A 12,940-nucleotide genomic window follows, 5' to 3' on the forward strand; every position below is an offset into this window, starting at 1 on the left:
ATCGAACCCGACGGGAGAGTCAGACCGGGCAGCGCGCCTCCGGAGGGGGACGCCGATGATCGAATCGACTCCGATACGCGCGTGGATCGTCATCGCGCTCGTCGTCGTCGGGGCGTTCTTCCTCACGGTCGGGACGATCGGGCTGTTGCGGCTGCCGAACGTGTACAACCGGATGCACGCGACGAGCAAGCCGGCGACCATCGGTGCGGTCGCCGTCTTCCTCGCCGGGTTCGTCCACTTCGGTCCCGGGGGCGCCGGCCTCTCGTCGCTCATCGGTATCGTCTTCCTGTTCCTGACGGTGCCGACCGGCGCGCACATGATCTCGCGGGCGGCGGAACGGACCGGCGTCCCGTTCCTCGGGTCCGTGACGTGGCCGGGGAGATCGGACGACGAGTGAGGGGGCTCCCGACGCGCGTCGCCCGCTCCCGTCGAATGTGAACTACCCGTAAGGTATATGCCGGACAGGTCTCTCCTCGCACTCGTATGTCGGGACCGACTCGATCGCCGCGCTCGACGCGAGCCGCCGAGGGCGACGCGACCGCTCGCGGTGACGGCGACTCCCGGACGCGGTCCGCGAGGGACCGTATCCGCGTCGACGACGAGGTGACGCCGGCGTTCGAACGCGACCTGCGGGGCCTCGCGGACGTCGCTCGGAACCCCTCGCGTCGACCCCTCGCCACCCTCGTCGCGGCGGTCGTCGTCGGCGCGCTCGGCTACCAGTCGTCCGTCGTCGCCGCCGCGGCCGGCCCGGTCGCCGGGCTCCTCGCGGCCGCCGCCGTCGCCGTCGCGTACGCGGCCGCCAAGCGATTCTGGGCGGTGCAACACCGGCTCATGATCGCGGCGCTCGCGGCGGCGGACGAGCTCGATCGGCTCCGGTGACTGAGGGGTATCGGACGCGGCGAGCGCGTTCGAAGGCGGCCGGGAGTTCGCGCGGGTCGCCGCCATGTGTGTCATTTTTTAACATCCAAGTCATGTGATAGCGTATGGACCACACGCAGTACCGCGACGCCGTCGTCGAGAACCGTCGGAAGCACGGCTTCGAGCCGGTCGACGAGTACACGAACGGGTTCGACCCGGTATGGGAGACCCGCGACGAGGACGCCTCTATCGGCCCCGTCGCCGTCATCGCCACGCTCGTCGACGACGAGCCGGACCCCAGCCCGGAGGACCTCGTCGCGGTCGCGGACTCGTTCCGCGACGTGCTCGTCGACCGCGTCGACGACCGGCACGGCTCGACGACCCCCCTCGGCTACGTCGTCTTCCCGGTTCCCGATCCGGACCCGTCGCTCGTCGACGCGGCGCGCTCGTACACGGTCGCCCGCCGCCGGACCAACGTCTTCCCAATCGTGTACGACTGCGAGGACGAGACGCTCCACCGACACGAGGTGCCGCGGCTGAAGGGACGGGGTATCTACCGCCGACAGGCGGAGGACGCCGACCGGCTGTTCGACGTCTGAGACGCAGCTAAAAAACGGCGGCGACCGCTCAGATCAGGCGCTCGGCGATCCGACCGGCGCCCTCGGCGGCGGCGGTCGCGGGGTCGTCGGGGGAGACGACCTCGACGTCGCGGTCGAGCTCGGCCGAGAGCCGCTTCTCGAACTCCTCGGCGAGCCCGGGGATGCAGGCCATGCCGCCGGTCGCCGCGACCGGCCGGCCCAGCGCGAGCTGGTACGGCTTCATGTGGTCGTTCGCGAGCTCCGGGAGGAACTCGTTGGCGACGACGTCGACCGCCTCGTCGATGTAGCGGTCGACCGGCTCCCGCACGCCGCGGTCGACGGTGAACTCGTGGCTCCCGCCGCCGGGCTGTTGGATCACGTCCGTGAACGGCTCGAAGTCGTACACGTCGGCGTGCTCCTCCTTGTACTCGCGGGCGGTTGTCCGGTCGATGTGGACGCGCCCCTGGCTCTCCTCCTCGACGGCGGCGACGATCCGGCGGTCGACCTCGTTGCCCGTCACCGAGCCGGTCGAGAACGGCGAGAGCTGCTCGCCGCGGCGGTAGGCGCACGCCTCCAACGTCGTCGACCCCATGTTAATCGAGACGAACACCTCGTCGATGGCGGCCAGGTCGTCGCCGTAGGCGGGGATCGCCCCGCACAGCGACTCCGGGTAGCTCCGCGTCTCGGCCTGCCCGATCCAGGAGCCCTCGATGACCGACTTGAGGTTCTCCACGCCCGCCTCGTTGTCGATGGTGGGGACCGCGTAGACGACCGCGCTGTCCTCGGGGACGTCGTGGGCGTCCACGAGGGCCTCGAAGAAGCGCTCGGCGTCGGCGACGCTCTCGTCGTCCTCCGGCAGCCCCGACCGGAGCATAAACCGCACCGTGTCGGGGTACTCGATCGCGGCCTCGTGGCCGAACAGGACCCGCTCATCGCCCGTGATGGCGTCCTCGTACGTCGCCAGACACGTCAGCGTCGAGTGTCGCTCGCGGCCCCCCCGTCCGTCGGGGAGGTCGAGCACCGTCCGCGTGCTGCCGAGTTTCACACCCACCGCTTCCGGGCCGTCTGTACTGTTGATCTCCGTGGATTCGTCGTCGTCGCTCATTGTTAATCACTCGCACACGAAGCGATTCGGACGATGGAGACGAGACTGATCCGGTGGTCCGCGGGAGTGAACGGCCGATCGTGGCGGGGGGCGTCGAACCCCTCCAGTCGACGCGTCAGCGCGTCGACCGCGTCGGGGGCGACCCAGCCGAGTTCGGCGTAGTACGACAGCGCGTCGCGGGCTCGCAGGCGGCCGCCGACGTCGACGAGGTAGCCGAGCCACTCGCCGACCTCGCGTTCCGCGTCCGTCGAGGCCGGGACCGCCCGCAGGTACGGGCGGTCGCCGGCGTCGGCGGGTCGGTCCCCGCCGCCGGCCAGCCGCAGCCCTCGCTGGCGCTGGAGCAGCTCCGTGAACGCGGCCGAGCGGGCGGCCTGCTCCGCTCGGTTCCGGTTCGGCTGACGAAGCGACCGCTCCCGAGGCGCTCCGTCCGCGCCGTCCCGCGGTGCGTCCGCGATCCGGCGCAGCTCCCGTACGTCGTATCTCCGTGGATTCAGACTCATGTTCCGTCCGTCGTTCGCGTCCGTACGGTCACGGTTGCCGTCGGCATATATGATAGTTCCTCCGCAGTTATCAGCGGTGAGAAACTATTCGCCGGGCCGACGGCGCGGGACCGGGACCGCAGTCACCTCAGCGCTTTCCCGTGCGGAGCCGCTACCCCGTATGTGAAACGAAACGTCGGACGGATCGACGCGTTCGCACGGGTCGCCGGCGGCGCCGCGCTCGCGGTCATCGCCGTCCTCGTCGCGAGCGGCGAGGTGAGCGTTCCGGTGGGCTCCGCGGTCGGCCTCGGCCTCGCCGGCGCGGTGTTGATCGTCGAGGGCGCGACGCGGCGGTGTCTGCTGTATCGGGCGCTCGGAATCGACCGCTGTCCGGTGGAGTGACCCCGACGGGGACTACCTGACCGTCTCCCGACCGGTCACGGTCTCCACCTCCAGTTCGTACAGCGAGAAGTCGACGCGCTCGACCGCTTCGTCGAACAGCCGAAACGGCGGAAACCACTCGTTGAGCGTCTCCTCGTCGACGTCCCCCTGCCACTCCCGGAGCGGGCCGCGGACCTGAACGCTCCACGACTCCGTCGCCGAGCCCTCGTAGCACACGAACGTGGCGGTCTCAGTCGTCTCGATGAACTTCCCCTTCTCGCTGTCGCCGTCGTGCTCGCTCACGCGGAGGAGGAACCGGTCGCCGTCGTAATGGTAGCTCAGCGGGACGGCGTACGAGTCGTCGGCGTCAGCGAGCCCGAGAACGCCGTGCTCGCCCGCTCGGAGGCGGTCGTCGACGTCGGACTCGGACATGCCGCTCGTGTACACGTACTCTGCGTGTTCCATACGTCCGACACGCGGCGGAGGGACAAATAGGCACCACTCCTGTCAATCGACCGTCAGCACCCCTTGCGCCGGCGCCGGCCGATTCGAACACGGCGCGTCGGGACCCCGAGAGCTCGCGCCCGGGGAGACTCACTCGCCCTCGCTCCACGGGAGCGGCTCCGTACACCAGTGACAGAAGTCGAGCTCGGCGTCGGTCTCCTTCCCGCAGGCCGGGCACTCGACCCGCACGGCCTCGCCGCCCTCGCCGGTGAGTCCGGCGACCGGCGAGCCGGCGGCGAGGCCCTCGTCGTCCGCGCTCGCGGCGCGGCGTCGCACCGCTTCCGCGGTCGCGTTGACGCGCTTCCGCTCGGCGACGTCCGCCCGCCCGACGACGTAGGCGTCGATCGACGAGAGCACGGTGAGGAGGGCGACCGGGAGCGCGACCTCGGTCGGTAGCGCGGCGGCGGCCTCGACCGGCGACGCCGCCGGCCCGGCGGGGTCGACGTCGTAGAGCGCGAGCAGCGCGACGCCGCCGCCGACGACCGTGACGTGCCACAGCAGCGCCCGTCCCCAGCGGCGCAAGACGAGGTGACCGAGCCCCGGGAACGCCAGCGCGAGGACCGCGGCGAGGACGGGACGCAACTGGTCTCGCATACGACGCGGGTTTGGGTGGGGACTATTTACCGTCTGCGGTGTCGACGCTCCGCCCGCCGCGGATAACAACCGTTAATCGACGCGCGGTCCTCCGGTCCGGCATGAGCAGGCAGCGGGCGACCGCGTTCGTTCCCGGGCACGTCACCGCCTTCTTCAGCGCCCATCCGGCCGAGCGCCCCGCGGCGGCCGGGTCGCGCGGGGCCGGACTCGCCCTCACCGACGGCGTGACGGTCCGGGTGTCGGCGGCGGGGACCGAGACCGACGGGTCGGGGACCGCCGACCCGGCGGCCCACGGATCGCAGACCGCCGACCTCCCGACCGACGGCGACGCCGGATCCCGCGCGATCGACGGCGAGCCCGGAACGATCGGCGCGGTCGAGGACGTGCTCGCGGAGCTGGGGGCCGCGGGCGGCGCGGGCGACGCCGACGAGGTCCCCGTCGACGTCGCGGTCGAGACCGACCTCCCGATCGGCGCCGGCTTCGGCGTCTCCGGCGCGGCGGCGCTCGGCGCGGCGCTCGCGGCCAACGACGCCCTCGACCGCGGGCGCTCCGAGAACGAGCTGGTCCGGACCGCCCACGAGGCGGAGGTGAACCGAGGGACCGGCCTCGGGGACGTGGTCGCGCAGGCGCGCGGCGGCGTCCCGATCCGGGTGACGCCCGGCGCGCCGGGCGTCGGGAAGCTCGACGGGATCCCCGCGGTCGGCCGCGTGGAGTACGTCACCTTCGGCGAGCTGTCGACGGAGGCGGTCCTCGGCGGCGACACGACCGCCCTCTCCGCGGCCGGCGAGGCGGCGCTCGACCGCCTCCGCGCGGACCCGCGGCTCCCGACGCTGATGGCCGCGGCCCGCGACTTCGCCGGCGAGGCGGACCTCCTCGTTCCCGAGGTCGCCGAGGCGATCGACGCGGTCGCCGAGGCGAACGGCGGTTCGGGCGGCGCGGCCGACGGCCCCGGGGCGGCCATGGCGATGCTCGGGCGCACCGTCTTCGCGCTCGGCACCGGGCTCTCCGACGCGGGCTACGACCCCCGAGTCTGCCGAATCGACGCCGCGGGCGCGCGGCTCGCCGGGGACCGCAACCGTGAGTAAGGACTTTGCCGCGTTCGGCCGGAGTGGCGGACATGGCTGAGTCGCTCCGTTCGTTCTTCGACGGGCTCTCGGCGCTCCCGCTGACGGTCCACACCGGCACCTCGTACCCGTACCGGCGGTCGTGGTTCGTCGTGTTCGCGCCGCCGAGCGGTTCCGAGGGCGATCACGTCGCACTGCTCGCGCTCGAGGACGAACCAACGTCTGGGACGGCTTCTGGACGTTTCGCCCGGAGCTCGTGACCCGACTGGAGCGGTACATCGCCGAGGAGCTCTGAGGCGGGCGGGCCGCCCGATCCCGCGGCCGCCTCGGGCGACGCCGACGAACAAAGCTTTACCGCGTCGACCGCCTATCTCCGGCAAATGGTACTCGACGACCTCGGTTCGTCCCTGCGGGGCAGCCTCGACAAGCTCCAGGGGAAGACCCGCCTCTCCGAGAGCGACGTCGAGGAGATCGTCAAGGAGATCCAGCGCTCGCTCCTCTCGGCCGACGTCGACGTCTCCCTCGTCATGGAGCTGTCGGACTCGATCAAGACCCGCGCGCTCGAAGAGGAGCCGCCGGGCGGCACCACGGCGAAGGACCACGTCCTCAAGATCGTCTACGAGGAGATGGTCGACCTCGTCGGGGACTCCACGGAGCTCCCCTTGGAGAACCAGACGATCCTCCTCGCCGGCCTCCAGGGGTCGGGGAAGACCACCTCCGCCGCGAAGATGGCGTGGTGGTTCTCGAAGAAGGGCCTCCGCCCCGCCGTCATCCAGACGGACACCTTCCGGCCGGGCGCGTACGACCAGGCCAAACAGATGTGCGAGCGTGCGGAGGTCGACTTCTACGGGAACCCCGACAACGACGACCCCGTCGACATCGCGCGGACGGGCCTCGAAGAGACGGAAGACGCCGACGTGCACATCGTCGACACCGCGGGCCGACACGCGCTCGAGGACGACCTCATCGCGGAGATCGAGGAGATCGAGCGCGCGGTCGACCCCGACCGCTCCCTCCTCGTCCTCGACGCCGCGATCGGGCAGGGCGCCAAAGAGCAGGCCCGCCAGTTCGAGGAGTCGATCGGGATCGAGGGCGTGATGATCACCAAGCTCGACGGGACCGCGAAAGGCGGGGGGGCGCTCACGGCGGTCAACGAGACCGACTCCTCCATCGCCTTCCTCGGGACCGGCGAGACGGTCCAGGACATCGAGCGGTTCGAGCCCTCCGGGTTCATCTCCCGGCTGCTCGGGATGGGCGACCTCAAACAGCTCTCCGAGCGCGTCGAGCGCGCCATGCAGGAGGCCCAGGAGGACGACGAGGACTGGGACCCCGAGGACATGCTGCAGGGGGAGTTCACCCTGAAGGACATGAAAAAGCAGATGGACGCGATGAACCGGATGGGGCCGCTCGACCAGGTGATGGACATGATCCCCGGCATGGGCGGCGGGATGATGGACCAGCTCCCGGACGACGCGATGGACGTCACCCAAGACCGGATGCGCAAGTTCGAGCGGATCATGGACTCGATGACCGAGGAGGAGCTGACGAACCCCCGCGTCGTCGGTCAGTCGCGCACGGAGCGGATCGCCCGCGGCTCCGGCACCGACGAGGAGACGGTCCGGCAGCTCCTGGAACAGCACTCCATGATGGAACAGACGATCAGCCAGTTCCAGGGGATGGGCGAGGGCGACATGCAGCGCATGATGAAGAAGATGGGCGGCGGCGACGGCGGCGGCCTCGGCGACATGATGGGCGGCGGCAAGGGCCCGTTCTGATCGGCGTCTCGCGGCGACCGGACGCCCGCTTCGACCCTCGAGTGGCTTGACGGCCGACGCCGTCGCGCCACTGACACTTTTGAGAGCCGCTCTCGAACTCCCCGTATGGTCCCGGCCTCCGACGAACCGCCGACCGACGGTCCGGCCGGCGCCTCGCCGGACGACGGGCCGTCGGCCGCCGGCCCCGTCACCGACCGCTCGCCCCGTCCCGGCCCGCTCCTCGACCGGACGCTCGCGCACGTCGAGCGGCTCCTCCCCCTCGCGCTCGTTCCGCTTCTCACAGCGCTCCTCAACGTCGAGGACCTGGCCGCCACGGCGGAGACCGACACGGTGGTCTCCGTCAGCGCGTCGTTCCCCGTCTATCGATACGACCTCTGGAGCATCATCGACCCGCCCGGCGACGGCGGCGCGTCGACGTCGGTTCCCTTCGACTCGGTTGGGCCACTCGCGCTCGCCGTCCCGCTCCTCGGCGCGTACGTCGTCGTTTCGGGGGCGCTGAGCGCAGGGTACTTCGGGAGCATCGCCGAGGGGATCACGACCGGTCGATTCGACTTCGTCGCCAACGTCCGACGGTTCGCCGTCCGGCTGATCGCGCTGGAGGCGCTCGTCGTCGCCGCGATCCTCCTCGCCGTCGTGCCGTTGGCCGCGTTCCCGCCGCTGCTCGTGTTTGCCGTGGTCGCCCTCCTCGTCCTCTCGTACCTGTTCTTCCCGACGGTGTACGTCCTCGTGCTGGAGGACCGCGGGATCGAGTCCGCGATTCGGCGGGCGTACGGGCTCGTCACGCGACACCGGCCGCTGTGGTTCTTCCTCGCGCTCGCGGCAGCGACGGCGCTCTGTTCGGTCCCGCTGAGCGCCCTCGCTTACTCCGGTCCGGTACCCGCGGTCGTCGCGGCGGTGGTCGCGGCGCCGATCGCCCTCGCGTTCAACGTCGCGGCGGCCCTGAAGGTCGCCGCGATGGCGGACGTCGACGCGGTCCGCTGACTCGATGGGCGTCTTCACGACCCTTATACGTCCCGCTCGGCTACGATCGATAGATGGAACTCAGGCGGATCGGCGGCTACGACGCACTGATCCTCGTCTCGGTCATCTGGTTCCTCGGGAAGTTCGCTCGCTACCTCTTCCCGCCGCTCTTCGGTCCCCTCCAGTCGACGTACGGCCTCAGCAACGCCACGATCGGTGCCGCGTTCTCAGGGTTCATGATCGCGTACGCGCTGATGCAGTTCCCCAGCGGCGCGGTCGCCGACCGGATCGGTCCGGTCCCCGTGGTCGTCGGCGGCGCGTCGGTCGCGGGGGTCGGCGCCCTGGCGCTCGTCGTCGACTCGCCGTTCGCGGCGCTGGTCGCGGCGATGGCCGTCATCGGAGTCGGGACGGGCGTCCACAAGACGGTCGCCGTGCGCCTGCTCGCTCGCGTCTACCCGGCTCGAATGGGGCGGATGCTCGGCATCCACGACACGCTCGGCGCGCTGAGCGGGGTCGTCGCGCCCGCGGTCGTCGTGGCGTTCCTCTCGCCGCCGGCGGCGCTCGCGCTCGCGCTCGACCGGTTGCCCGGCGCCGACTGGCGCGCGCTCTTCCTCCTGACCGGGATCGCCTTCCTCGCGCTCGCGCTCGTCTCCGCCCTGCGACTCGGCGGGCGCTTCGCGAGGGAGCGCCCCGCGACCGACTCGGGAGACACCGAGTCGGCGGGCGCGCGCGAATACCTGCGTCAGTTCGGCGATCGACGCTTCTCGGCGTTCGTCTCGGTGACCGTCGGAGTCTCGTTCGCTCACAACGGCCTCGTCGCGTTCCTCCCGCTGTACCTCGCCGAGGAGGTCGGGCTCGCGACCTCGACCGCGGGCCTGCTGTATTCGGTCCTCTTCGCGGTCGCGCTCGTCCAGCTCCTCAGCGGCGACCTCTCCGATCGGGTGGGCCGGTTCCCGGTGATGGTCGCGACGAGCGGGCTGGCGGCGGCCGGGCTGGCGGCGCTCGTGGCGCTCCCTCCCCTCGACGTCGGCGTCGTCGCGGCCGCCGTCGCCGTCGCCGGTTTCGGCGTCGGATCACACGGGTTTCAGCCGGTCCGAAGCGCGTACCTGATGGAGCTGCTTCCGGAGCGGCTCGCCGGCGGCGGGCTCGGCGTCGTCCGGACGCTGCTGATGGGGGCCGGCGCGCTCGCGCCGGGGATCGTCGGCGTCGTCGCTGATACGGCCGGGTTTCGGCCCGCGTTCGGCCTGCTCGCGGCGGTCCTCGCGGTGTCCGCGGCCGGTACCGTCGCGCTGTGGGTCACCGGGTGACCCGGCGAACGTCTGCCGGTTCGGCACCGGCGGGGCGCGGTCCGGCGACGGTTCGATCGACATCCCGGTCGCCGGCCCTCGGCGTCGCGTCCGTCAGTCGTCGGCGTACAGCGAGTCGAGGACGAACTGGTCGATCGCCTTCCGCGCCTCCGCCGGCGCGTCCTCGTGGCCGAGCGCCATCCGACGGCCGCGCGCGGCGTGGATGATGTCGGTGATGAGCTGGCCCATTCGCTCGGCGTCGACGGGCTCGAACTCCCCGGTCTCGATCCCGTCTTCGACGACCTCGATGATGCTCCCGCGGACGCGGTCGTAGTGCTCGTTGAAGATCTCGCGGTGGTCACCGTCGTTCTGCGCGTGGGTGTACAGCTCGTGGTACACCTTCATGCGCTCCCAGTGGGAGAACTCCTCGAACTCCGGCCCGAACAGGCACTGGTCGATCCGCGCGTCGAGCTCCGAGCGGGGGTCGTCGTCCGCGTCCACCTCGACGCTCCCCTCGTACTGGTCGATGACGTACTCGAGGAACGACGACAGCAGGTCGTACTTGCCGTCGAAGTGGTAGTGGATCACCTGCCGGGTGAGGTCCATCTCCTCGCCGATGTCGCGCATCCGGAGGTCCGTGTACCCGTGCTTGCTCAGCGCACGGAACGTGGCCTCCATGATCACCTCCTCGGTGTCCTTGGAGGAGACGGTCTCGCGGGAGTCGCTCATACGGCCCTCTCCGACGGTGAGACACATAAGCGATCCCACCGTCCGATTCGGTTTACCATACAGTAAATTTTTAACCTCATGGTCAAACGGTACAGTCGGACATGACACGAAAGATCATCCGAAACGGGACCGTCGTCTCTCTCGATCCCGACGTCGGCGAGCTGGCGGAGGCGGACGTGCTGATCGAGGACGGCGAGATCGTCGACGTCGGCCGCGGACTCTCGGCCGAGAACGCCGAGGTCATCGACGCCGCCGGCCAGATCGTCGTTCCCGGATTCGTCGACTCGCACATTCACCTCGCGCAGACGCAGGTCCGCGGCATCGCCGGGGACTGGTCGCTGATGGGCGAGTACTTCGACCACATGCTCGGCAACATCACCGGGCTGTATCGGCCCGAGGACATGTATCTCGGCGGCCTCTTCGGCGCGTTCGAGAAGCTCCACACGGGGACGACGACGGCCTTGGACTGGTCGTACCCCAACACGCTCGAACACGGCGAACGCGCCGTCGACGCGCTGCGAGACGCCGGGTTGCGGGCGGTGTACACCTACGGTCCGCCGGGCGACGACGCGGCGAAGTGGTGGTACGAGAGCGACGTCGGCCTCCCCGAGGAGAACATCCGCGAGCTCTACGAGGGCGCGATCCGCGACGACGACCTGCTCAGCCTGGCGCTCGGGCTCCGCGGCCCGGACTTCTGTACCGATGAGACCGCCCGGGCCGACCTCGAACTGGCCCGCGACTTGGGGGCGCTCTCGACGATCCACATGGGCGCCGCCCTGTGGCCGTCGTCGGTGTACGGCGAGGAGTATCAGGGGTTCGGCGCCATCGAGGACATGCTCGGCCCCGACGTCAACGTCGCCCACGGGAACCACTTCGCGCAGGAGGACGTCGACCACGCCGTCGAGCAGGGCGTCTCCTTCTCGTCGACACCCGAGGTCGAGATGCAGATGGGCCACGGCATCCCCGTCACCGAGAAGGTGCTCGAGGCGGGCGGGCGCCCGGCGTGGGGCGTCGACGTCTGTTCGAACGTCAGCGGCGACATGGGCAGCCAGATGCGGATCGGGATGCAGCTCCAGCGGATGTTCGACAACCAGGCGGTCCTCGAGGGCGACGAGGAGGTCACCGAGGTGAGCCTCTCCGCGCGCGACACGCTGGAGATGGCGACGATCGAGGGCGCGAAGGCGCTCGGCCTCGACGACGAGATCGGGACGATCACGCCCGGCAAGCGCGCCGACCTCGTCCTCTTCGACGCCTCCGACTTCATGACGGCGCCCTCGCACTCCCCGGTCCAGACCGTCGTCTTCCAGGCCGACCCCTCGCACATCGACACGGTGCTCGTCGACGGCGAGGTCGTCAAGCGCGACGGCGAGCTGACGAACCCGAAGGTTCACGAGGAGTTCGACCGGTTCGTCGCCTCCGGCGAGCGCCTGCTCGACGAGGCCGGCATCGACCTGTAGACAGCGCGATTCGACGTCATCACTCACACATCTCAATGCGACTCGGACAATACCGAACGACGGACGCAGAATCTCCTTGGTGCGGCGTACCGACCGACGACGGCGACGTGATCGACCTCGCCGAGGCGGGCGCGGCCACCGGGGTCCACATCGACGGCGGAACGACCGGCCTGCTCGCCGACTGGGAGTGGCGCCGGAAGGCCGAACTGGCGGTCGAGTACGCGACGGAGACCGGCGTCGGGCGATACGACGCCGCCGACCTCTCGCGGGCGGCGCCCGTCTCCGACCCGGAGAAGGTCGTCTGCGTCGGCCTCAACTACCGCGACCACGCCGAGGAGGGCGACAACCCGATCCCGGACGAGCCGGTCCTCTTCTCGAAGTTCCCCACCTCGGTGGCGGGGCCCGAGGACGCCGTCACGTGGGACCCGGACCTCACCCAGAAGGTCGACTACGAGGCTGAACTCGTCGCCGTGATCGGCGAGGAGGCCCGCCGCGTCGACCCGGAGGAAGCGATGGATCACGTCGCCGGCTTCACCGTCGGCAACGACGTGTCGGCGCGCGACCTCCAGCACGGCGACGGCCAGTGGGTCCGCGGCAAGAGCCTCGACTCGTTCGCCCCCGTCGGCCCGGAGCTCGTGACGACCGACGAGGTCGGCGACCCGCACGACCTCGCGATCTGGGCGGACGTGAACGGCGAGCGGCTCCAGGAGTCGACGACGGCGAATCTGATATTCGGGGTCGACGAGCTCGTCTCCTTCTGTAGCCGGGCGTTCACGCTGAAGCCGGGCGACCTGCTGTTCACCGGCACGCCGCCGGGCGTCGGCGTCTACCGCGAGCCGCCGGTGCTGCTGGGGGACGGCGACAGCGTCACGGTCGGCGTGGAGGGCGTCGGCGAACTGACGAGCGAGTTCGCGTACGACCGAGAATAGCGACGCGACGGCTCTCACGGGAGTACGTGAGCCGAGTCGGCTCGCGATTTTTATCAGTGATTGAGTGGTGTCGCTGTCGGCTGTTTATCCGTGGTCGCTGACGCTGCGGTGAACGCCTCCAAAGGGGCAGCCGCTTGCTTATATATCGCTGACTACGGATCGGCGGGGAACAACTCCAAAGCCCCAGCCGCGAGGACTCGCGCGCCTCGCTGCGCTCCTCAGTCGCTCGTTCCACTCGCTC

The 12,940-nt window shown here is 70.4% G+C and carries 15 protein-coding genes and 1 pseudogene; 11 read left to right on the forward strand and 5 right to left on the reverse strand.

The window, feature by feature from the left end; translation table 11 throughout:
* Positions 1-55 precede the first annotated feature (55 nt).
* From mnhG to DJ75_RS13505, 3 genes are all read left to right on the forward strand, one after another.
* Positions 56-397, forward strand: coding sequence for a monovalent cation/H(+) antiporter subunit G (gene mnhG / locus DJ75_RS13495; RefSeq protein WP_094524969.1), 342 nt, complete (start codon positions 56-58; stop codon positions 395-397).
* Positions 398-483: 86 nt separating this feature from the next.
* Positions 484-879, forward strand: a complete 396-nt coding sequence (locus DJ75_RS13500) for a hypothetical protein (RefSeq protein ID WP_094524970.1) — start codon at positions 484-486, stop codon at positions 877-879.
* A 104-nt stretch (positions 880-983) separates the two neighbouring features.
* Positions 984-1,457 (forward strand): hypothetical protein, encoded by a 474-nt coding sequence (locus DJ75_RS13505; protein ID WP_094524971.1) that lies wholly within the window; start codon positions 984-986, stop codon positions 1,455-1,457.
* 28 nt (positions 1,458-1,485) lie between these two features.
* Here DJ75_RS13505 and DJ75_RS13510 read toward each other — a convergent pair whose 3' ends face one another.
* Positions 1,486-2,541, reverse strand: a complete 1,056-nt coding sequence (locus tag DJ75_RS13510) for a hypothetical protein (protein ID WP_094524972.1) — start codon at positions 2,539-2,541, stop codon at positions 1,486-1,488.
* A 2-nt stretch (positions 2,542-2,543) separates the two neighbouring features.
* Positions 2,544-3,041 carry a FlaD/FlaE family flagellar protein gene (locus DJ75_RS13515; RefSeq protein ID WP_094524973.1) on the reverse strand — a complete coding sequence of 166 codons (498 nt, stop codon included), beginning with the start codon at positions 3,039-3,041 and terminating at the stop codon, positions 2,544-2,546.
* A gap of 162 nt (positions 3,042-3,203) precedes the next feature.
* Here DJ75_RS13515 and DJ75_RS13520 point away from each other — a divergent pair, with 162 nt between their 5' ends.
* On the forward strand, positions 3,204-3,422 hold the full coding sequence (locus DJ75_RS13520; protein ID WP_094524974.1) for a DUF2892 domain-containing protein: 219 nt from the start codon (positions 3,204-3,206) through the stop codon (positions 3,420-3,422).
* 12 nt (positions 3,423-3,434) lie between these two features.
* Here the strand turns inward: DJ75_RS13520 and DJ75_RS13525 are convergent, their stop codons facing one another.
* The gene (locus DJ75_RS13525; RefSeq protein WP_094524975.1) at positions 3,435-3,866 is read right to left on the reverse strand and encodes a pyridoxamine 5'-phosphate oxidase family protein; all 432 of its coding nucleotides are present in this window, start codon (positions 3,864-3,866) and stop codon (positions 3,435-3,437) included.
* A 129-nt stretch (positions 3,867-3,995) separates the two neighbouring features.
* Positions 3,996-4,499, reverse strand: coding sequence for a hypothetical protein (locus DJ75_RS13530; protein WP_094524976.1), 504 nt, complete (start codon positions 4,497-4,499; stop codon positions 3,996-3,998).
* Positions 4,500-4,600: 101 nt separating this feature from the next.
* On the opposite strand from DJ75_RS13530, the gene DJ75_RS13535 reads away from it, so the two are divergent.
* The 5 genes and pseudogenes from DJ75_RS13535 (at position 4,601) to DJ75_RS13555 (ending at position 9,605) form a co-directional block, all read left to right on the forward strand.
* Entirely contained in the window at positions 4,601-5,584 is a 984-nt protein-coding gene (locus DJ75_RS13535; RefSeq protein ID WP_094524977.1) for a pantoate kinase, read from the forward strand.
* 59 nt (positions 5,585-5,643) lie between these two features.
* Positions 5,644-5,858: pseudogene (locus DJ75_RS13540) on the forward strand (histidine kinase); the annotation flags it as partial.
* Positions 5,859-5,943: 85 nt separating this feature from the next.
* Entirely contained in the window at positions 5,944-7,338 is a 1,395-nt protein-coding gene (locus tag DJ75_RS13545) for a signal recognition particle protein Srp54 (protein WP_094524978.1), read from the forward strand.
* A 105-nt stretch (positions 7,339-7,443) separates the two neighbouring features.
* Positions 7,444-8,319: a hypothetical protein gene (locus DJ75_RS13550; RefSeq protein ID WP_249269087.1), complete on the forward strand. Its 876-nt coding sequence runs from the start codon at positions 7,444-7,446 to the stop codon at positions 8,317-8,319.
* A gap of 53 nt (positions 8,320-8,372) precedes the next feature.
* A complete protein-coding gene (locus DJ75_RS13555; protein ID WP_094524979.1) occupies positions 8,373-9,605 on the forward strand; it encodes an MFS transporter in 1,233 nt (410 codons plus the stop codon).
* 93 nt (positions 9,606-9,698) lie between these two features.
* Here the strand turns inward: DJ75_RS13555 and DJ75_RS13560 are convergent, their stop codons facing one another.
* On the reverse strand, positions 9,699-10,313 hold the full coding sequence (locus DJ75_RS13560) for a TetR/AcrR family transcriptional regulator (protein ID WP_094524980.1): 615 nt from the start codon (positions 10,311-10,313) through the stop codon (positions 9,699-9,701).
* A 101-nt stretch (positions 10,314-10,414) separates the two neighbouring features.
* Here DJ75_RS13560 and DJ75_RS13565 point away from each other — a divergent pair, with 101 nt between their 5' ends.
* Entirely contained in the window at positions 10,415-11,770 is a 1,356-nt protein-coding gene (locus DJ75_RS13565; RefSeq protein WP_094524981.1) for an amidohydrolase family protein, read from the forward strand.
* A gap of 35 nt (positions 11,771-11,805) precedes the next feature.
* Complete coding sequence (locus DJ75_RS13570) at positions 11,806-12,699, forward strand: fumarylacetoacetate hydrolase family protein (RefSeq protein ID WP_094524982.1); 894 nt, start codon at positions 11,806-11,808, stop codon at positions 12,697-12,699.
* Positions 12,700-12,940 lie beyond the last annotated feature (241 nt).

The organism is Halorubrum sp. Eb13, assembly GCF_002252895.1.
Lineage (GTDB): Archaea > Halobacteriota > Halobacteria > Halobacteriales > Haloferacaceae > Halorubrum.